The organism is Dyella thailandensis, assembly GCF_050749815.1.
Lineage (GTDB): Bacteria > Pseudomonadota > Gammaproteobacteria > Xanthomonadales > Rhodanobacteraceae > Dyella_A.
Genome location: NZ_CP192735.1, coordinates 3,770,090 through 3,791,002 on the forward strand (window position 1 = coordinate 3,770,090; position 20,913 = coordinate 3,791,002).

Below are 20,913 nucleotides of genomic sequence, written 5' to 3' on the forward strand. Positions count from 1 at the left end.
CGTGCCCCTTTGGCTCGAGAGGAGCAGACACGATGACGTTCTCACGGATGACGTGGCGTTCGGCTGCGTATGCGCTGGTGCTGGCTTGTGCTTTGGTGCCGGCGAGCCGGGCGGCCCCGGTATCGCCTCGCCAGCTCCTGGAAGTAGTCGATATCGACCAGCCCTCTGTGTCGACCGATGGCCGCTTCGTTGCGTTCCGGGTCGAGCAGGCGTCGGTGGAGCGGAACACCTACGACACGGTGTGGTACGTGCAAGGCCTTCACGACGCGTGGCCCACGCGTGTCGCCGACGGAGGCGTGCCGCTGCGCGATACGGCGGGTAGCTCGATGCCTGCGGTCGCAAAATGGTCTGCCGACGATCGATGGATCTATTACCTCGCCCGGATCGACGGCGAGGTGGCCGTTTGGCGAGCGGCCGCCGATGGCTCGGGGGCCAAGCGGGTGACCTACGACGCTGCCGATGTGCGGGACTTCTCCCTGGTAGAAGGCGGTCGCGCCGTCAGGTACAGCGTGGGTGCAACGCGAGAAGCGGTGCGTGCGGCGGAGTGGGCTGAGTATCACGAGGGCATTCATGTCGATGCTTCGGTGCCCATCGGCCAGGGGTTGTTCCGTTCCGGCTATGTGGGTGGGCGCCTTGCCACGCAGCGCTTCGGCAAGGTTTGGTTCGACCGCATGCCTTTGTTGGGTGACACGCCAGACCGATGGAAGGAACTGGATCTGCGCACCGGGCAAACGCGAGCACTGGATGCGGGCGTCGGCGCGGTTAACGACAGGGCTTCACTGGATGCGAAGTTTCCCGACGCATGGGACGTCTCACGCTCGCCATCCGGCGACCAGGTTGCTCTGCTCACGAGAGTGGGGAAGCGGAAAGGTCTCCGCTTGAGGCCAGACACCATCCTCTCGGCTGTAAGCCTGGATCAAGCCAAGCCGGCGACGCAGTGCAGCGATCCGCGGTGCACTGGCAAGACCATCTGGGCCATCCAGTGGCGCCCCCGCAGCAATGAGGTGCTGTTCACCGCTTCTGCGCGGGATGCTGGCCTGGCGCAGTCGATCTATCGATGGAACATTACAAGTGGAGCAGTGATCCCCGTGGCCGAGTCGACTGGCCTGCTGAGCGGTGGGCGAGACGCTTTCAGCCCCTGCGCTGTGTCGTCCGCGAGCGTTGTGTGCGTAAGCGCAACGGCGAACCAGCCGCCCCGACTGGAGCGCATCGACATCGCCACCGGGGCTCGACAGCTGCTTTTTGACCCTAACGCCTCATTGGCCCACGCGATGGAGGAGCTCGGCCCGGTGCAGCTGCTGCGTTGGAAGGGTGAAAGAGGTAAGGAATTCACCGGTCTGTTCTACGCCGCAAAGGCGCCTGATGGAGTCCGGCCACCGCTGTTCGTGGACTACTACCAGTGCGGAGGCTTCGTACGTGGTGGCGTCGGTGACGAATGGCCTTTCGCGAGTCTGGCGGCACAGGGCATTTCGTCCCTTTGCATCAATACCGCTCCCTATGCGGTGGATCCGGAGGTTCGGTTCAACGACGGCCTTTCTGCAGTGGAAGGGGCAGTGACGCTTCTGGCCAAGCGTGGGGATATCGACTGCCACAGAGTGGGCATGGGTGGACTGAGCTTCGGTAGCGAAGTGACGATGTGGGTGGCGATGCGGTCGAAGCTTTTGGCGGCGGCGTCCATCAGCTCCGTATCGATGTCTCCCAACTATTTCCTGCTGGGGTCGTTGAAGGGTGACTCGTTCACCCGCGGATTGAAGGAGCTGTGGGGCTTGGGCTCGCCGAAGGAAACCCCCAGGCAATGGCGCCTGCTATCGCCGGTGTACAACCTCGACAAGATATCCGCGCCGATTCTTTTTCAGATGCCCGAGCAGGAATACTTGCAGGCCACCGACTACATCATCCCGATGATCAGGAGCGGCGTGGCCGACCTCTACGTTTTTCCCAATGAGCCGCACCAGAAGTTCCAGCCGAGCCATAAGCTCGCGGTTTACGTGCGCAACGTCGACTGGTTCCGCTTCTGGTTGCAGGGGCGAGAGGATGTCGACCCTTCTAAGGCCTCCCAGTACCAGCGTTGGCGCAGCATGAGGGAACACGTGACGCGACACCGATCGCCGACGTCGGACTGCAAGGCCGCGGCCGGGGGCTAATCGTGGTTTCGAGCCCAGTTCTCGATCATGCACAGGTCGAATATGCGTATGAAGGAACGGTCGCGGGCGGGCTGTTGTGTGTCGAGGTGCAAGCCGATCTTGCGCGAATCGAGCAGTCCTCGGGACTGCAGCAGGCCGTCCAGAAGAAAATGCCGGATCGCCTCTTTGTTTCTGCTGTACACGCCGAACGTGTAGTTCATGAAGGTGCCCTTGCTGCGCCGCTCCAGCACCTCTCGCGGGAGAAGGTCGGCGAATGCGGATCGGGCGACGGCTCGATTCCTGCCTCCCGATATCCACATCCACGAGGGCACGCGGAGGCAGGCCTCCATGACGGGTTGCGAAAGCAGGGGCATGCGCACTCTTCGGCCACCGGCACGAAGCGTGGCGTCGACAAACACTTGGTTGCCGGCCAGGTCGAAGATGCGCTCGCGGTCGCCGGGATGTGCGTGAGCGGGCGCATCGAACCAAGGGTGCATGTCGGTAAGCGGAGTCGGCCCGGGCTTTGCCAGAAAGGAAAGGTCCGGATCGCAAGCGGGCTTGGGCGAACGAAACAACTTCCTCAGCGTCAACCGGGCCGCCTTCGCCACGGTGCAGCCGTGCAGCCTGGACAGGTCGAGCACTGCTCGGCATCCCGCCGCCACGCCGCACTGTCGAAGGGCGTCAGCGGCTGGGGCGGCAGATGTCAGGTAGCAGAAGATCGTATCGCCGCCGCTCCCGGAGTAATGACTGCGAACGTCTAGCTTGTCCGCCTCTTTGTCCATGATGCGGGCCACGGCATGACCTAATACCCAGGCGGCGGGTCTCAGCGAGTGCCTGGGTAGCGCGAAGGCGATGTCTGTACGGTCGAGATCGAGCGGCTGCTGCAGCAGTTCCACACCGAGCAGCTCGGCGATCAGGTCTGCATACTGACGCTCATCCGCGCCCGGCAACGGGGTGACGGCGGTGCAACAGGCAACTCGCGCGCGTGATCCTGCAAGGCAGGCTCCTACGATGGAGGAGTCCAGTCCGCCGGAAAGCTCCAGCAACAACGACCTATCGGTTGCGGCCATGGCTCTAACCACCATGGTTGTCGCCTCTCTGACTGCTTCCGCTGCTGCGCCGGGATCGATGAGCCGCTGCTCAGGTATCACGAACTTCCAGGGCGTCCATGCTGAGGTGACGCATGTGGTTTCCCCCTTGAGCGCCAGCATCTGTCCCGGCAGAAGCTCGCTGACCCCTTCCAGCCCGGTGCGGGCGACCTTCATGTGCGGATAGATCAGGCAGTGACGTACAAAGTCCCAGTCGATTCGCTCTTGATAGAGCCCCAGAGCCGATGCGATCGCCAGATCGGAAGCGATGAATCCGCTTCCTTCCTTCAGCGAATGCGCGCATCCCATTCCACCGGACGGATCGCGCATGACAGTCACGCCCTCGTTGCCGTCGTCGGCAGGCTGGATGAGAAGGTATTCGCCCCAGTGAGAGTCGAGCAGCTGTTGTCGAGTGGCTCGGTGTGTGGAAAGTGGCGTCGGCAAATCGATAGCGTCTACAGCCCGGCCATTCGTGTCGTATAGGTCTCCAATCACAAGGCCGCCGCCGGGTAGCCGAAAGGTCGGCGTCGAGCGAGACGCGAACAGCGAGAGTCCGGCCACATGCCCGCGGTGCTCCATACCTAGTGAATGCAACGCGTCGGCGATGGGTGAGCCGGTGCTTTCCGCATCGACAGCTGGATGGCCGTGCAGGGCGATGTAGCGATAGCTCATCAGATCACCCGGATGGGACAGTGCGCCTGAGCCGCTCCGACCGTCTCGTTCAACACGAGCGAGCCATGCTGGACCCAGGCGTGGGCGGAGAAGGGATCGCATGCAACTGCGAAGACGAGGCGGGTCGAAAAGCCCTGCGCAGCGAGGAATCTGACCATAGCCAACGAGTCGAGAAGGCAGCTGGTTTCGATGGGGACGAAGGGGCGCACGCGGTTGAAGTTGGTGGCCGCCTCTTTGAGACCCGCTGCAATTTCAGTGTTCGTGTTCGCGGGGGATGTGCTCTTGCGCTGGCGATAGTCAACGAGCGACTGAAGGATCGATTTCAGGCGCTGGGTCTGCAGCTGCCGACGCATCGTCAATACGGCAACGAAGACATCTCGAATGGCACTCAGAGGAATGCGGCGGTGTAATGCGGGTGCCTCAGACAGGCTCTCGCTGGGGCTGCTAATCGTCTCCGCGCCGGCAGTGCGTGACGCCGACCGGGTCTGTGGAAGCAGGTTGAGTCTGCTCAGTGCAGAGATATCGGCCGCTGCATCGTCAGGAGTGCGAAGGTAGTCCAGGAGGCTTCGCTCAAGAGCAGGGGATATTTGGAAGTAACGGTCGTTCTGGATGTCCAGGAAGAACAACCGTCCATCGAGCTCGCAGCACGATATGTCCGTGGTTAGGTCGATCATTGTCGCCCCCGGCAAGAAAAGGGCGCGCCTTTCGGCGCGCCCCAAGGGATCAGTCTTCGGTAATCCCCATGCCGATCGGGCCACCGCCATTCGGCTCGCCCGTCTTGGCCAGACCCTGCGTCTCGACACTGGCGACGCCGAGCTCGATGACATCGTCCTGCGGGTTGCGGATGTTCTCGTTCGTGTTCATCTCAGTCTCCTTCGGTTGCGTCATGGCGGACCCATGACACGGCAAGCCTAGGAGCCGGATTTTTTGATACTCAAATGATTACTGCTGATTACTGCGCTGTTTTCCGGTGATTAAATCCGGAGCGTGACGCGCATCCTGTTCTGCCCGTGGCTGAGCGGCGATCGCGATTGCGACGTGTGTGCGCGTTCGTGGTGATGACGCGAGCCGCGCGGGTGGCGGCTAGTGCAGGTGTTCGCTGCGCTCGCCCAGCATGGCCACGATGCGCGGCACCACTTGCTTGCGGCGCGCGTGGTAGTTGCTCAGCGCCACGCGCAGGGCAGGGAGGTCGCGGCTCTGCCACAGCCTGACGAGCTCGCAGAGCTCTTCCTTCGCATGCGGGATCAACCCCAGGTTGGCGCGCCGCACCGGGGTGAGCTGATCGTTGGCGCGCTTCACGGCGTGATGCAATGACCAGTGATCCGCGTCGCTGGCGATGGCGTCGAACAGCTCCCACGTGAGGTTCACCAGGTCGTTATCGCCCGCCGCGAATGGCGACGCTGCGCGCGGAGCCGGCTGTGCAGACGCGAGCTCGCATGCCCACAGCAACAGCCCTTCCATCCAGCCGTATAGATCGCGCAGCGCCACCTCAGTGAGCAGCGGCACGTGCAAACCGTTGCGCGCGTGATCGGCCACCAGGCCCTCGCCCACCAGGCGATACAGCGCAAACCGCACCGGCGTGGGACTGGTCTTGAACTCGTCGGCAAGCTTCGCCGGATCGATCCGCTGCCCCGGCACATAACGCCCCGACTGCAGCGCGCGCCTGACCTGTCCATACACGAATGCACTCTTCGAATGGGCCGCATTCATAGCTCGACTCCATGTCAGCAGATGGGTGCCTCCCCGCGGGCGATGTTACAGAAATTTGAATGTGAGGGATTTTGGCTGCGATGCGCGGGCTTAAGTTGGAAAATTTCCTATCCCCCGGTTACCGCCTGAAACAGGCCCCGGTGGCGGTGCCCGCCGCGTCGATGTGGCCGCCGATATTCCGCGGCACCTTCCGCACGTCTCTCCGGATACCGGAACGTGGCAAGCGCTTTGCTAGTCTTGCCGACTCCTTGTACTGGATCGCGCCGGCCCGACGCGCCCTCGCCATGCCCAAGCCTTTCGTATCGTCGCTTCCTGTCCCACGCACGCGTCTGTTGCTGTGCCTGCTGCTCGCTGTCGTGGTGGCGTTGGGGGGCTGCGCGCGCGTGGAGTCGTTGAGCTGGCACGGCGCCGACCACATCATCCCGGACGGCCAGGTGGAGATGCTGCGGGATCGCTCGGGTCGGCTCGGCATCGACGACGTCGCGTTGCGTGGGACCTTCCAGCCGGTCGCCTCGGCCTTCAATCTCGGCTACACACCCGACACGGTGTGGTTGCGCCTGCATCTGGACCGCATGGGTGCGCTGCCGCGGGTGCTGATGTTGCAGGTCGATGCGCCATTGGCCGATACCGTGCGGCTCTACTTGCCGCAGGACGACGGCACGTTCCGGGAAATGCGCCGCGGCGAGGATGTGTCACATCGCGACTACCCGTACCTGTTGCGTACCCCGGTGTTCCAACTCGAATCGCCGCAAGGGCGCTACCCCACCGTCTACCTGCGTCTGACCGAGCGCAATGCGATGACGGTGGCAGTGAAGCTGTGGGAGCCGCAGGCGCTGCTGGCCCAGGAAACCCTGTCTGCCAGTCAGAGCAGCGTGTTCCTGGGTTTCGTCATCGCCCTGTGTCTGGCCGGCGCCTTCATCTGGCGGCGCAGTCGCGTCGGGCCGGTTCGCTGGTACGTCGCCTATATCGCCACCAGCGCCTACAGCGTTTACAAGACGCGCGGCCTGGTCGGCCCGTTCTTCTATCTGGATCTGGCCGACGGGGGCGACGCGCTGCTCGGGGTGGTGCTGGCGCTCAGCGTCGCGGTGGCCGTGTCGTTCAGTGTTCGCCTGATGTCGCTGCGCACGCATTTCCCGCGCGCGACCCGGGCTTACGAGACCCTGGTGTGGGCTGTCATCGCCTGCGCCTGCGTCGGCTTCTTGCTGGGCCGGTTCGGCACGGTGATGCCTGTGGTGCAACTGCTGAGTCTCGGCAGCGCGCCCCTGTTGCTGGGCGCGGCAGCCTACTTGGCGGTGCGCGGCGAACCGATGGCGCGGCTTTACCTGGTGGCGTTCTCGCTGCTCTACGTGGCGTTCTGCCGGGTGTTTCTGGTCAACCTGGGACTGCTGCCCGATACGCCGTTCATGCGCGGAGGCGGTCCGCTTGCCGTTGGCCTCTCGCTGCATCTGCTGATACTGACCTTCAGCTTTGCCCAGCGTGTTCACAAGCTCGAGCGCGAGCGGCAGGAAGCGCAGCAGCAGGCGCTCGATGCGGCCCGGTTGGCGGAGGCGTCACTGGAGCGCAAGGTGCGTCAGCGCACCCGCGAACTGGACGAGGAAATCGCCCAGCGCCAGGTCACCGAGCGGATGTTGCGCGAGAACCAGATGCAGCTGGAGCAGGCGCTGGCGACCGAGCAGCAGATGCGCGAGGAGCAGCGCGAATTCGTGATGATGGTGTCGCACGAGTTCCGCACGCCGCTGGCGATCATCCATGCCAGCGGCCAGATGCTGCGCGAGACCGAAACGGCGCTGGCGTCCGATAGCCAGCGCCGGGTGGAGAAGATCCAGACGGCGGCCGAGCGCATGTCCGATTTCATCGATCGCTTTCTCGACAACGAGCGGCTCTTGTCGGAGCGCCACGCGCTTACCTCCACGACCTTTCCGCTCGAGCGTTTCGTGGCCGATTCGCTGGATGCGGTCGACCCCTCGCGCGAGCGCATCGAAGTGGACCTGGCGCAGGCGCCGGCCAGCCTGACCTGCGACCGCGGCTTCCTGCGCGTCGTGCTGGACAATCTGTTGACCAACGCACTGAAATATTCGCCCCCTGGCGCACCGGTGCGACTGCTGATCAGCGGCGCCGGTGAGGCGGTCACTATCGGTGTGACCGACGAGGGCCCCGGCATCCCGCCCTCCGAGCATGCCAGCGTGTTCCTCAAGTTCGCCCGCGGCGGCGCCAGCCGCGGTACCACGGGCGCCGGTCTTGGCCTCTACCTGGTCAAGCGCATCGTCGCGCGCATGGGCGGCGAGATCGAGCTGCGCAGTCCGAACGGAACCGGCGCAACGTTCACCGTGCATTTGCCAGCCGCGGGGGCGGTGGGCGGTGCATGACCCGATGCCGGGCGCGCTCGGCATGACTATCGAAACTTGACCGCCCCCACGGCATCGGGGAGTCTTCGGGCATGGCGTTACTCGGGTTGCTTGAAGACGAAATCGATCTGCGCGAGGAGCTGGAAGCGTACCTGTCCATGGCGGGGCATCGCGTGCTCTGCGCCGACTCCTCGGCCGAATTCTTTTCGGTTGGCGATGGTCTGCGCTTTGACGTGATCATCGTTGACCGTGGCCTGCCCGACGCCGATGGGCTGCAGGTGATCGAGCGGGTGCGTCGCGAATCCCCCAAGACCGGCATCGTCATGCTGACAGCGCGCGGCAGCAGCGAGGACAGGATCTCCGGCCTGCAGACAGGTGCGGACCATTACCTGGTCAAGCCCGTAAGCCTGCCGGAACTGGGCGCGCACGTGTCGGCGCTTTTGCGGCGGCTGCCCGAGGGATGGCGCCTGGACGGCAACGAGCGCTGCCTGTATGCGCCCGATGGCACACGCCTCGCGTTGAGCGCGCGCGAGTTCGATCTGCTCGGCCTGATCGTGCGCCGTGGCAGTCGCATGGCCAGTCGCCGCGAAGTCGCCGAAGCCTTGGGCTGGGACTGGCTGTCGTTCGACCAGCGTCGCCTGGACACACTGGTCAGTCGGCTGCGTCGGCGTTGCCGGGAAGCATGCGGACAGGAGCTGCCGATCCGCACCGAGCATTCCCGCGGCTATGTGGCGACCGGCGCCATCGAACTTACCTGATCGCCCCTTTTCATCCGCGCCAAGGTCATCCTCGCCGGTGCGGCATGTGCGCATGCATCGTTGCGATCCACGCTACGTCCGCCTGCACGCGCGCAATTCGATGCACGTCGAGTCGTGCGCCATCGCGCGCTTCGTGGTCGGTGGTGGACTGAGCGCGACTCTGTACCTCGCGCACCGCACGACATGCTTCGTCATGGCTGGAGACGTTCGCGTGCAGCGTGCGCTGCAACGCGCGATGCCTCGGCACGTCATGCCTGCCAAGTGCCTGACAGGGGTGACGCTATCGGTCCATTCGTGCTGTTTTTCAGCGGAAAACGACAGCGAGCGTCGCAACTAAAATATTGCCGCGAGCAATGCAAGCATTTGGATGCGCCGATGTAAGAACTCGTAAGTTATGCGGCGAATTTCTCCCCAGAATAAGCCCCCGTTTCAGGCCGCGATCGACGGCTCAGTAATCAGGGGATATTCGGATGAAGACGACGCGCTTGGCTGCGCTACTTGGCCTCGGCACCTTGCCGCTGGCCGTGAACATCGCCATGGCCCAGACGGCGCCGCCGGATGCTGGGACGCTGCTCAATCAGCAACAGCATCAGGATCGGCCGCAGCGCCGGGCGGAGCCGGATGCGCCAGCGCATACACCGCTGCCTGAGGCGCGAGGCGATGTGGGTTTCCGTGCGCGGATCGACCGCGTGCGTTTCACCGGCGCCGAAGGCCTGGTCGACGACAAGACGTTGCAGGCCGTGGTGGCCGACGCCCTCGGCAAATCGCTGACCTATGCGCAGTTGAAGGCACTGGCGCAGCGCGTCAGTGCGACGCTGCAGGCGCAGGGTTACTTGCTGGCGCGCGCCTATTTGCCGCGTCAGGACCTGAGCGATCGCGAGCTCGAGATCGCGATCATGATCGGTCGGTTGCAGCGCGGTCACGGCGGCGTGCAGGTGTTGTCCCACGACGAGGCGCTGCGCTCGCGCATGACCGCCATCGCCGACGCCGCACTGCCCGATGGCCCGGTGCGCAACGACCAGTTGGAGCGCGCGCTGCTGTTGATCAACGACGTGCCCGGCGTGTCCGCACACGCCACCCTTGAGAAGGGCGCCGAACCCGGTACCAGCCGTCTGCTTGTCAGTGCCGACACCACGCCCTATTGGACCGGCGGCGTCAGCGAGGACAACTTCAACAACCGTTACACCGGGCAGTGGCGCACCAGCGCCTGGACGACGCTGAACCGCCCGCTCGACCGCGAGGATCAGCTCGGCGCCAGCGCCAGCCACAGCCGTGGCAGCGATGTGCTCGGCCTGAACTATTCCATAGGCCTGAGCCCTTCCGGGCTGCGCGCCAACTTCGCCACGTCGTGGCTGCGTTATGACATCGGCGGCGAGTTCAAGCCGCTGGATCTTTCCGGCTCCGCCGGCACGGTCAGCGCGGGCCTCAGCTATCCGCTGCTGCGTACCCGCAAGCGCAGCGTCTGGATCAGCGTGGACGCCGGCCATAAGCGACTCGTCGATCGAGCACTGGGCCAGACCCTGCGCGAGCGCGAGCTGGACGAACTCACCGCGATGTTCAGCGGCAATGTCTGGGACAACTGGTGGGGCGGTGGCTACACCGGCGTGAGCGCCGGCTGGGCCACCGGCAGCCTTCGCCTGGGCAATGAAGCCGATCGCTTTGCCGATGCGGTCAGTGCGCGCACCCGCGGCCATTTCGACAAGTGGATCTGGCGTGTCGAGCGTACCCAGAGCCTGGGTGGCGTGAGCAACTGGGGCCTGTATCTGGGCGCCAACGGGCAGATCGGCAGCAAGAACCTGGATTCCTCCGAGAAGTTCCTGCTCGGCGGCCCGTCCGGCGTGCGCGGCTATCCGGTGGGTGAGGCCAGCGGCGACAGCGGGTGGCTGGCCAGCGCGGAATTGCGGCACGACATTCCACTGACTGCGGGCCTGAGCGCGCAGGCACTGGTGTTCGTCGATCGCGGCCATGTGCGCCAGCACATCGATCCGTGGGCCGGTTCGGTGATGCCGTGGACGGGCAACCAGTACAGCCTTTCCAGCGCCGGTATCGGCCTGAATCTGCAAGGCGCGCGATGGTCGTTCCGCAGCGCATGGGCGCGCCACCTGGGCGACAACCCCGGCCACGGCGCCACCGGCCTGAATGCCGATGGCCAGCGTTTCGGCCAGTACCTGTGGCTGCAGGCGAGCCTGCGCTTCTGACGCCGTCATCCCAAGAGATCCGAGGACTTACTCCATGAACCATACCTACCGCCTGATCTGGGACGACATGCGCGGCGCCTACGTGGCCGTTGCCGAGATCGCCAAGCGCCGTGGCAAGCGCGCGGGCGCCATCGTGCGCGCTGCCGCTGCTGCCATCGCGATCGGTGGCATGCCGCTGTCGGTCTACGCCACGGATACCACCGCATTGCCCAGCGGCGCGCAGGTTGTCGCCGGCAACGTCCAGCTCAATCAGCACGGCGCCGACCTGACCGTGCACCAGGACAGCCAGCGCGCGATCCTCAACTGGACCAGCTTCGACATCGGCAGCGACGCCAGCGTGCGCTTCGAGCAGCCCAACAGCAGCGCCGTGGCGCTCAACCGCGTGCTCGGTGGGACAACCAGCCAGGTGCTGGGCAAGCTCAGCGCCAACGGTCAGGTCTGGCTGGTGAACCCCAACGGCGTGTACTTCGGCAAAGGCGCGCAGGTGGATGTGGGCGGGCTGGTGGCCAGCTCGCTGGGCATCAGCGACAGCGATTTCCTGGCTGGCCGCGCGCGCTTCGCCGCCGCGGGCGCCGCGGGCGCCGTGCGCAATGAAGGCACGATCCGTGCGCAGGGCGGCGTGGTAGCCATGCTGGCACCGGTGGTGGGCAATGCCGGCACCATCCGCGCCGACCAGGTCGGTCTGGCCGCCGGCGATCAGGTAGCGCTGGACTTCGATCAGGACGGCCTGTTGTCGCTGGCGGTGGAGAAGGGTGCGCTGCAGGCCCAGATCGCGCAGAGCGGCCTGATTCAGGGCAACGCAGTGCTGCTCAGCGCACGCGGTGCCAGTGCGCTGCACTCCAGCGTGATCAACATGGACGGCGTGATCGAGGCCACCGATCTGAGCGCGCAGGGCGGGCGCATCCTGCTCGACGGCGGTGACAACGGCCAGGTCAACGTCAGCGGCCAGCTCGATGCCAGCTCGGCATCCGGCAAGGGCGGTCGCATCGACCTGCTCGGCGATCGCCTGGTGCTGGACGGTGGGGCGCGGCTCGATGCGAGCGGCGCGCTCGGCGGCGGCGCCATTCACGTGGGCGGCGGCTGGCAGGGCCACGATGCGTCGCTGCACAACGCCACCCGCGTCGATGTGGACAACAGCGTATCGGTCGACGCCAGCGCCAGTAAGCGCGGTGACGGTGGCGAAGTGGTGTTCTGGTCCGACGGCAGCACCCACTTCGCTGGACGGATCGACATCACGGGCGGTGCCCAGGGCGGCGATGGCGGCCGTGCGGAGGTCTCTGGCAAGCAGGACCTGGCCTACAGCGGCCGCACCGACGCACGCGCGACGAACGGCGCTACCGGCGACCTGTTGCTCGACCCCACCACCCTCACCATCCAGGCCGGCGTCGGCAGCGGCGACATCACGGGATCGACCGTGTATGTCAGTGACCTGGAGGCGCAGACCGCCAACGTCATGCTGCAGGCCGACAGCGGCATCACCGTTGCGGACCTGAGCCTCAATGGCGGCGATGGCCACCTCACGATGGCCAACAACGTCAGCCTGCGTCTGGAGAACACCAGCGGCACGATCAACTTCGCCAACAAGAACAACACCATCGAAGTGTTCGGCACCGGCAGCATCTACATGCAGAGTGGCCGCACCGGCAGCGGCTACCTCACCAACGTGGCAAACCTTGTCGCCCACGGCACCGGCACGAATCCGGCTACGCTTCCCACTCACAACGTCAGCACGCCCGGCGACGGTACGCCCGGCGCGGGTTCGATCACCCTTTACGGTGCCGACGGCATCTCGGTCGGCGGCGCACTGACCACCAACGGCGGCTACGTGCGTATCTGGGGCGACTCGGACAACATGGGTGGCGGCGACCTGACGCTGAACTCGCCGATCAATACCAATGGCGGCAACCTGTACCTGTCCACCGGCAGCGGCGCGGTCACGTTGAACTCGGACATGCTGCTGGGCGCCGGGCGCATCTTCTTCAAGGCCGACGGCTCGTACACCACCGGCGACAAGGTGCTCAACGGCCTGCTCAGCGCCAGCGGCGACGTCAATATCGATACCGCCTTCACCATGGGCGGCAACGCCAGCATCTACACCGACGGCAACATCAATTTCGGTGCGGTCAATGTCAACCTCAACACGGGCAGCGGTGTGCTGGTGCTGCGCGCCAACGCCATCGACTGGGGCTCGGCGACGCTGCAGAACCTGAGCACCGCCTCCATGCGCCTGGAGCCTTACGACGCCTCCACCAGCATGGTGCTGGGCGACGCCAGTGGCTTTGCTTCCGCCGCCACGCTGAACAAGCTGCCCGGCATCAAGAACCTCACCATCGGCCGCGAAGACGGCACCGGAACCATCAGCGTCTCGGGCGATTACAGCTTCAACGCTACCGGCAGCTTCGAGCTGGTCAACCGCAATGTGGACATTTCGCTGGGCAGCCTGTCTACCACCGGCGACGTGATCCTCACCGGCGACAACATCAACATCGGCAAGGCGGTGACCGCAAGGAGCGGTGCCGGCAAGGTGACCATCCGCCAGTCTACGGCGTCCAACGAACTGCATCTGGGTTCCGGGCTCAGCAACGCCTCGATCGGCGAGGTCGATGCGGCCACGCTGGAGGTGGGCCGCAGCGACGGCGGCAACCTCGTGTTCGACAGCGACATCAGCACCGGTGCAACCACGGTGCACCTGAAGAGCGGCGGGCAGGTGATCGGCGTGGCCGGTGGTGTTTCCGCCGCCAGCCTAGCGATCACCGCTGGCGGCGGCGCTACGATCAGCGACGACACCTTCGACTTCACCACGCTGGGCCTGGACGTGGGCGGCGACAGCACCATCACCAGCGCCAGCAGCAACTGGAGCCTGGGCGCGGTGGACGGGTTGGCCGGCCTGAGCATCCAGTCCGGCAAGACCGCGACCGTGGCGTTGAAGGCGCGGGATACGCTCGGCCTGGGCTCGTCGATCGACTTCGCCGACTCCGGCAGCACCCTCCAGGCCACGGCCGGCAAGGGCTTTGGAGCGGGTTCCGTCGTGTTGGGCCACCAGTCGAACGCGACGGTGACGTTCGCCCTCGACAACAGCGCCACCTTCTCGCTGGGCGGCACCGGCACCGTATTGAGCAGCGCCGCGCTGACGCGCTTCAACGGCCTGGACACGCTTAACGTGGCGGCGGGCGACATCGACGTGACGGTCGACGACTTCGACGTCAGCGTCGGCAACCGCATGCAGATCGATGCCGGCACCCTGCAGCAGCTTGGCGACATGCAGGTCGATACTGGCAGTCTTTACCTCAACGTGGATCAGGGCGGTCTGCAGCTGGATCACGCGGTGACCGCCGCGCAGACAGTGGCGCTCAATGACACGGCGGGCGCCGGCATCCAGGGCAGTGGCGTCATTACCGCGGACGCGCTGGCGCTGCGTTCCCGTGGCACGGTCGATCTGGATGCCAGCACCCACCAGGTTGGCCGGATCGCTGCCGACGTGGGCAGCCTTTCGTTCACCAACGGCCGTACCCTGAGCGTGGGCAGCGTCGATGGCCTGGACGGTATCGAGGCCACCGGCGCCGTGGACGTGCGCGCCGCGGGCGCGAGCTCCGACCTGGTGCTGAATAACGCCGTGCACGCCGGCAACAGCGGAGCAGCGCAGACCGCCGTGCTGCTCGCCGCGGGGCGCAACTTCATCAACCATGTCGGCGCCACGGCGGTGAGCGCGGACCAGGGTCGCTGGCTGGTCTATTCCACCTCGCCGCTCAACGACACCCGTGGCGGACTGGCCGCGGAGTTCAAGCAGTACGACGCCGGCACCGCCGACACCGTGCTCGACAACGGCAGCGGCTTTCTCTACACCGTCGCGCCGACCATCGGCGTGACCCTGACCGGTTCGGCCGACAAGGTCTACGACGGCACCGATGCGGCCAGCTCGGATGACATCGGCCTGTCGCTCAACGGCGCTATCGACGGGGACACGGTGGTCGTCAACAAGGGTACGTCGCACTACGACGACAAGAACGTCGGTAGCGGCAAGACCGTCACCATGGACGGTCTGGATATCGGCGGCACCAGCAATGGCAGCGTGCGCGTCTACGGCTACACGCTCGCCAGCACAAGCGCCAGTGGCGCCATCGGTACGGTGACCAAGAAAACGATCAGCCTGGGCGCCGGCTCGGTCCAGGACAAGATCTACGATGGGACCACTGCGGCCCAGCTGGCCGGTAGCGTGACTCTGGATGGCGTGATCGGTAGCGACAGCGTCTCGTTCGACACCGGCAGTGTCACCTTCGCCGACAGGAATGCCGGTACGGGCAAGCTCGTCAATGTCACCGGCGTAAGCCTTGCCGGCACCGACGCGGGCAACTACGCGGTGGACGGCGCGACCTACGCTGACATCGACAGGCGCACCGTCACGGTGGGCGTGGCGGTGCAGGACAAGGTCTATGACGGCACCACCGACGCATCGTTGGCGAGCGTGTCGCCGAACAACCTGATTGCGGGTGACAAGGTGTGGCTGGATGCCCAGGCCGCCTTCACCGACAAGAACGTCGGCGACAACAAGAACGTCGTGGTCAGCGCCACTTTGAGCGGCGACGACGCGGGCAACTATGTTCTCGATGCGACCACGGCCAACCCGCGCGCCAGTACCGCGTCCATCACGCCCAAGATGATCGACGCCGGCACGCTGAGCGTGGCGGGCAAGGTCTACGACGGCAACCGCGACGCGACGGTTCACAGCACCGGCCCGGTCGGCGTGGTGGGTGGCGACGACCTGTCGCTCGATCTCACCGGCCTGTACGACGACAAGAACGCCGGCACCGGCAAGCACGTCGATGTATCGCTGGGCCTGAGCGGCGGCGATGCCGGCAACTACCGGCTGGCGAGCACCACCGCATCGTCCACGGGCGACATCACGCCCAAGACGATCGATGCCGGCACGCTGAGCGTGGCGGGCAAGGTCTACGACGGCAACCGCGGCGCAACGGTCCACAGCACCGGCCCGGTCGGCGTGGTGGGTGGCGACGACCTGTCGCTCGATCTGACCGGCCTGTACGACAACAAGAACGCCGGCACCGGCAAGCATGTCGATGTATCGCTGGGCCTCAGTGGCGGCGACGCCGGCAACTACCGGCTGGGGAGCACCACCGCATCGTCCACGGGCGACATTACGCGCAAGACGATCGATGCCGGCACGCTGAGCGTGGCGGGCAAGGTCTACGACGGCAACCGCGACGCGACGGTCCACAGTACCGGCCTGGTCGGCGTGGTGGGTGGCGACGACCTGTCGCTCGATCTGACCGGCCTGTACGACGACAAGAACGCCGGCACCGGCAAGCACGTCGATGTATCGCTGGGCCTGAGCGGCGGCGACGCCGGCAACTACCAGCTGGCGAGCACCACCGCATCGTCCACGGGCGACATCACGCCCAAGTCGATCGATGCCGGCACGGTGGCGGTGGTGGATAAGCGCTTCGACGGCAACGGCGATGCAACCTTGGTGCTCCCACCTCTGCAGGGGCTGGTCGACGGTGACGACGTGGCGTTGCAGGGGCAGGGCCAGTTCGACACCAGCGGAACCGGCGCGAACAAGACGGTGCAGATCGCGCTGTCCCTAAGCGGTACGGATGCAGGCAACTATGCGCTGGTCAACGCGCACCAGCAGGCAGTTGCGGGGATAAGTGACCTGCCGGGTCGCAACGCCGTGGATGCAATCTCACAATCGTCTCTGGGCGGCAACGGTACGCAGCCCGGTACGAGCGATACAGCCGCAGGCACCTCGCCAGGCGCGATCGCAGCATCCACCGGTGCGATGGGCGATCTGGCCGGCTCCGCACAACCTCATCTGGGTGCCAGTTCGCTGGATCCGGCGGCTGTTGGCGGTGTAGATGGTGGCGGCAGCGGCTCGGCCGCCACGGGCGCGGGAGCCGGTACGCTCGCCAGCGGCGGCCAGGGTGCAGACAACGCCAGAGCCAATAGCAACGGTGTCGCGAATGACGCAGGCCATGACGGTGCGGGCGATGGGGATGCGAGCGACGCGGCGGGTACGAGTGCCAGTGGACGCGATGCCGGCGATGCGACGATGGACCAGATGCTTCGTAACGGCGATGGCGTGACTATCTCGCTGGTTGGCGATGCTTTGGCTAAGCCGCGTATCACGATCCTGCCCGTGTTCACCGAGGAAGGGCAGACGGTCGATCGGTTCCGGGTGGACGACCTGGGCGACAGCCTGGCGCTGCACTCGGTGTCCGGTGAGCGCGACGCCGCGCCAAGCCTGGAGCAGCCGGTGCGTTTGCGGGCTTCGACTCAGGTCAAGGTCGGCGAGAAGGAGACCGCCTCGCTCCACATGGAGTTGTTGCAGGACGGCACCCTGCACGTCGTGGCGTCGGCGAACGCAGCCAAGCTCGGTCGGGACGCGCTGGTCGCGTACAGCCTCTCCGCCCTGAGACGGCAGGCAGGCATCCATCCCCAACAGGTGCATGCACTGGTGCTCGGCTTCACCCGCTGAGACAGGCGAGTCGGACAGGTCGAAGCGCATGAGCAACGGCGGCAGTCCCATGCCGCCGCGCCGGCAAAAGGGGACGTGGCTGATTGAATTTGGCTGCTTGGCCAACGATCGGTTGATGGCGGCTTCTGGCCGTCCGGGTCGAGTTGAGGGGCGGTGACATCCCCCGCGTGGGGGATGTCACGACCGATCGGCCTCGATCCAGGATTGCTTGACACAGAGTGCGGCTTAACTCGAACGTTAGGCGTCGCAACATCTCCTCCGGAGCACCTGTGGAAACGCCCTCTAAAGACGACACCCAACAGGTCGGCCTGGATACGGCGGCCGGCCTGTCATACGACTACCTGAAGCAGCTCGGGACCATTGCCATGACGGCGGCTGGCGGCTTGATCGCGCTGGTGCAGTTCGTCGAGGGTGACAAGCGATTCTTCGTCAAGATCATGATCGCCACGAGCATGATGTTCCTGGCGGCGTTGCTGGCTTTTCTGGCGCAGTACTCGCTTGTGGACCGCCTCAGGCAAACGCATCGGGTTTTGCGGATAGCCAAGCCACGGTCGTCGTATGCGTCGGCGAAGAAGGCCGAGAAGATCTACGAGGGTCTGGCACTGTGGCTCTTGTCGATCAGCATGGGCATCGCTCTCTATGCGTTGATGAGCGCGGGTGGGCCAACGTAAGCGTTCTTGATGCGGTAAAAGATGATGCTTCAGTTGAGGCGGCCAGGGATCCGTCGACTCGCACCGACATGATGCCCGGTTCGTGCGCTCCACGCCGCGTTCAAGGCCGGCGCTGGTCGGCGTGCCGGTGACGAGAGAGCAGCTCTCGACGGGCCGGCAGAGCGCCCCGCCGCGCGAGATAGAGGCGGCATGTGTTTCAGGCGGCACCTTCCCTGGCATGGACACGAACGCCATCAACCGGCCCGCTGAGGCGTCCCGCTACCGCTGGCCCGAGCCGCATCCACCTTGGTCATGAATTCCCGAATGGACACGATGGCCGTGGGCTTGCCATCCGGAAGATGGTCCGCGGAGAACTTGGCGTCCTGGTAGTCGCTGCCGATGACGCGCAGCCAGCAGTCCTTTGCCGTCGCCATCCGCCTAAGAAGCGCATAGGGGATCAGTACTTCGCCCCTGCTGGAGGTTCGGATCGTGTGCGAGACGGCATTGGAGAAGCCGCTGCTGAGATCACTGGGTTTGCCAGAGGGGAACGACGATACCTGGCCGTCGATACTGATCTGCAGGGTCTCGAAGCTTTGCACCGTGGGCGCATCGCTCGAGACCGTTGACTCGTAAGACAACACCAGTGTCACCGACTGTGGCGCGTCACTCGCCCAGCGCGCTCCCAGCCGCAGCGGTGTACCGCGCGCGCTTCCGGGATCGTAAAGGGCATTCGGCGACACATCGATGATGGTCGCGTGATCCGATGCCGAAACGCGCTGCGACACCACCCCCATGCCGGTGAGCTTGTCCACCGCCGTGCAGCCACAAAGCGCCAGCAACGCCGCGCTCAAAACCCATGGTGCTTTCATGATCATGACCTCCATGTGGAGTAGCTAACGGATAGCTGATCCTCTACGCCGCGAAGTGCAAGCAAGTCCTTCGATACTTGTAAATGATCTGAAATGTCTGAGCGTTCTCGTCGATTCAAGCCAGTCAGAACTGAACGACTTGGGGCAGGTCCACTTGCAAGGATCTGCGAAGTGGGCCTGCCCTGTCTATCGACGAATCAGGCGCGAGCTACTTGGTTTTCTTCAGGTAGCGGACGACCTTGTTGAGCAGCACTGGCTCGACGGTGCCAGCGGTGTCCGGCGTAGTGTCGCGGCCACCGGCGAGAATGAAGCTGAAGTCCGACCCTCCGTGCTGGGCATTGCCATGACAACCCATGCATCCGCCCATGTTGAAGGTGTGGCCCGCGTGCGCCACGTTCTTGAAGGGGCTGCCATCGGCGTTGAAGTCGGTGATGGTGTTGATCAACGTGCCGCCTTCACCCTCGGGCAGCGAGCTGCCGTAGGGATAGAACTGACCGCTGAAGACCTGCAGGTCGTAGTCGGTCTCGATGGTGCTGTTGGCCTGGTAGTAGGTGGCGGCGTCGGCGCCGGTGTAGGTCTGGCCGGGCACCGGCTTGTCGATCGGCTTGGCCTGCACGTTCACCAGCTTGTAGTAGGCCCACGGTGTCTTGGTGCCTGCCGGGAAGTGCGCGGCCATGTAGGTGGCGATGGCCTGGTGGGCTTCCTGGTTGACGGTGATGATGTCCTGCGGAATGGCGTGCTTGCGGGTGTTCACCTTGATGGTGCCGGTCACCAGGCCGCTGTTGGGCACGTTGGCGTAGTTGAGTTGCGGGCCCGCATCGCCGAACTCGCCCTCGGTGTACTTGAACGACTGGCCCGCCTTTGCCGTGGCGTTGACCGACTCGATGGCCGGGGTCAACGCGCTGGCCGCCGGCTTGAGCAGCGTGCCGTTCGCGTCCTCCACCGGCTGGCCGCTGGCGTCGAGGATGTTGTCGGTCTGCTCGAAGGTAGCGAAGATGAAGTACGGCGCCGAGGGCGTCTTCTGGATGATGTGCAGGCCGACCAGGGCCAGTGTCTCGTCGACGGGGACGATCTGGGTGACGCCGTTGGTAGTGTTCTTGGCGTAGTAACGCACCTTGGTGGTGTAGAAGCGGCTGGGATCCTCGCTTGAGCCGAGGCGACGCCAGGCCGCCTTGAGCTCGATGGTGCCGTAGGGAAAGCTCACCAGCGTGCTCGAGCCCGGGGTCGGGTCCTTGCCTTGCTGCTGGATATAAGCCCTGGTGGCCTTGATGTACGGTCCTGACGTGTCGGTCGACCACCAGCCCTTCGGACACACATAGTCGAAGTCCACCCGGTTGCCCTTGGCCAGGAACAGGATCTCGTTGTTGAGTGGTGTCGCGGTGCCGTTGGCCACGCCGGCAAAGATGTGATCCAGACCGATCTGGCTGTTCTCGTCGGCATTGATCCAGGGCGGGTTGGGACCGCTGGGAACCACGTGAGTGGTGGCGGTGCTTGCGTAGTTGTATTGCGGTGCTGCGTCGTAGTTGCACTGGTAGGGCGGGTTCATGCCACTGCTCGCCGTCGTGCCTGCCGGCAAACCGGCGCCGGGAAAAATCTCCACCTTGTTGCGATAGGTGTGCCACGCCAGCGGACCGGTGTAACTGGGGTCGCCGAAATACTTGGTGGTGTCGGGCGTGTCGCGCGTGCCGGGCGCGCCGTTCTGCGCCACCGCGGGCCAGTTCAGTGCGATGAATTCTTCCCAGGCAAAGATGGCCGCCTGGCTCAGCGAGGCATTGCTGGCACCGCCTGGAATGTCGCTGGGCACGTTCGGGCTGATCTGCACCGGCAGGATGTGCGGCGCCGTTTTCTGCGATTGGGAGTGGGTGGCTGCGGTCGCCGGAGCGACCAGGCAGACGGTGATGGCGGCGACGATCGCGGAAATGACGGCGGCCCGCTGACGGTTAGAGCGAGTTTTCATGGGTTCCCCTTTCCTGGGCGTTATGCGTAGTGGTTCTGCTTCCCTGCGGT

General features: G+C 65.1%; 12 protein-coding genes. 6 read left to right on the forward strand and 6 right to left on the reverse strand.

Annotation, left to right across the window (positions count from 1 at the left end):
- Nucleotides 1–32 precede the first annotated feature (32 nt).
- Nucleotides 33–2,144: an Atxe2 family lasso peptide isopeptidase gene (locus ACQVBX_RS17120; RefSeq protein ID WP_431635637.1), complete on the forward strand. Its 2,112-nt coding sequence runs from the start codon at nucleotides 33–35 to the stop codon at nucleotides 2,142–2,144.
- Here ACQVBX_RS17120 and ACQVBX_RS17125 read toward each other — a convergent pair.
- From ACQVBX_RS17125 to ACQVBX_RS17140, 4 genes are all read right to left on the reverse strand, one after another.
- On the reverse strand, nucleotides 2,141–3,883 hold the full coding sequence (locus tag ACQVBX_RS17125; RefSeq protein ID WP_431635640.1) for an asparagine synthase-related protein: 1,743 nt from the start codon (nucleotides 3,881–3,883) through the stop codon (nucleotides 2,141–2,143). The genes ACQVBX_RS17120 and ACQVBX_RS17125 overlap by 4 nt on opposite strands.
- Nucleotides 3,883–4,557 carry a lasso peptide biosynthesis B2 protein gene (locus ACQVBX_RS17130; protein ID WP_431635641.1) on the reverse strand — a complete coding sequence of 225 codons (675 nt, stop codon included), beginning with the start codon at nucleotides 4,555–4,557 and terminating at the stop codon, nucleotides 3,883–3,885. The genes ACQVBX_RS17125 and ACQVBX_RS17130 overlap by 1 nt, the downstream gene beginning before the upstream one ends.
- A gap of 49 nt (nucleotides 4,558–4,606) precedes the next feature.
- Nucleotides 4,607–4,747: a benenodin family lasso peptide gene (locus tag ACQVBX_RS17135; RefSeq protein WP_431635643.1), complete on the reverse strand. Its 141-nt coding sequence runs from the start codon at nucleotides 4,745–4,747 to the stop codon at nucleotides 4,607–4,609.
- Nucleotides 4,748–4,966: 219 nt separating this feature from the next.
- Nucleotides 4,967–5,593 carry a GntR family transcriptional regulator gene (locus ACQVBX_RS17140; RefSeq protein WP_431635645.1) on the reverse strand — a complete coding sequence of 209 codons (627 nt, stop codon included), beginning with the start codon at nucleotides 5,591–5,593 and terminating at the stop codon, nucleotides 4,967–4,969.
- Between the two features lie 284 nt (nucleotides 5,594–5,877).
- Between ACQVBX_RS17140 and ACQVBX_RS17145 the strand changes: the two genes are divergently transcribed.
- From ACQVBX_RS17145 to ACQVBX_RS17165, 5 genes are all read left to right on the forward strand, one after another.
- Nucleotides 5,878–7,959, forward strand: a complete 2,082-nt coding sequence (locus ACQVBX_RS17145; protein WP_431635646.1) for an ATP-binding protein — start codon at nucleotides 5,878–5,880, stop codon at nucleotides 7,957–7,959.
- 71 nt (nucleotides 7,960–8,030) lie between these two features.
- Entirely contained in the window at nucleotides 8,031–8,696 is a 666-nt protein-coding gene (locus tag ACQVBX_RS17150) for a response regulator transcription factor (RefSeq protein ID WP_431635649.1), read from the forward strand.
- 470 nt (nucleotides 8,697–9,166) lie between these two features.
- Nucleotides 9,167–10,894, forward strand: coding sequence for a ShlB/FhaC/HecB family hemolysin secretion/activation protein (locus ACQVBX_RS17155; protein ID WP_431635650.1), 1,728 nt, complete (start codon nucleotides 9,167–9,169; stop codon nucleotides 10,892–10,894).
- A gap of 34 nt (nucleotides 10,895–10,928) precedes the next feature.
- On the forward strand, nucleotides 10,929–17,387 hold the full coding sequence (locus tag ACQVBX_RS17160) for a YDG domain-containing protein (RefSeq protein ID WP_431635651.1): 6,459 nt from the start codon (nucleotides 10,929–10,931) through the stop codon (nucleotides 17,385–17,387).
- Nucleotides 17,388–17,656: 269 nt separating this feature from the next.
- Nucleotides 17,657–18,058, forward strand: coding sequence for a hypothetical protein (locus ACQVBX_RS17165; protein WP_431635652.1), 402 nt, complete (start codon nucleotides 17,657–17,659; stop codon nucleotides 18,056–18,058).
- Nucleotides 18,059–18,291: 233 nt separating this feature from the next.
- Here the strand turns inward: ACQVBX_RS17165 and ACQVBX_RS17170 are convergent, their stop codons facing one another.
- Both ACQVBX_RS17170 and ACQVBX_RS17175 read right to left on the reverse strand, forming a co-directional pair.
- Nucleotides 18,292–18,906 (reverse strand): hypothetical protein, encoded by a 615-nt coding sequence (locus tag ACQVBX_RS17170; RefSeq protein WP_431635653.1) that lies wholly within the window; start codon nucleotides 18,904–18,906, stop codon nucleotides 18,292–18,294.
- Nucleotides 18,907–19,114: 208 nt separating this feature from the next.
- The gene (locus ACQVBX_RS17175; protein WP_431635655.1) at nucleotides 19,115–20,863 is read right to left on the reverse strand and encodes a hypothetical protein; all 1,749 of its coding nucleotides are present in this window, start codon (nucleotides 20,861–20,863) and stop codon (nucleotides 19,115–19,117) included.
- Nucleotides 20,864–20,913: the final 50 nt, after the last annotated feature.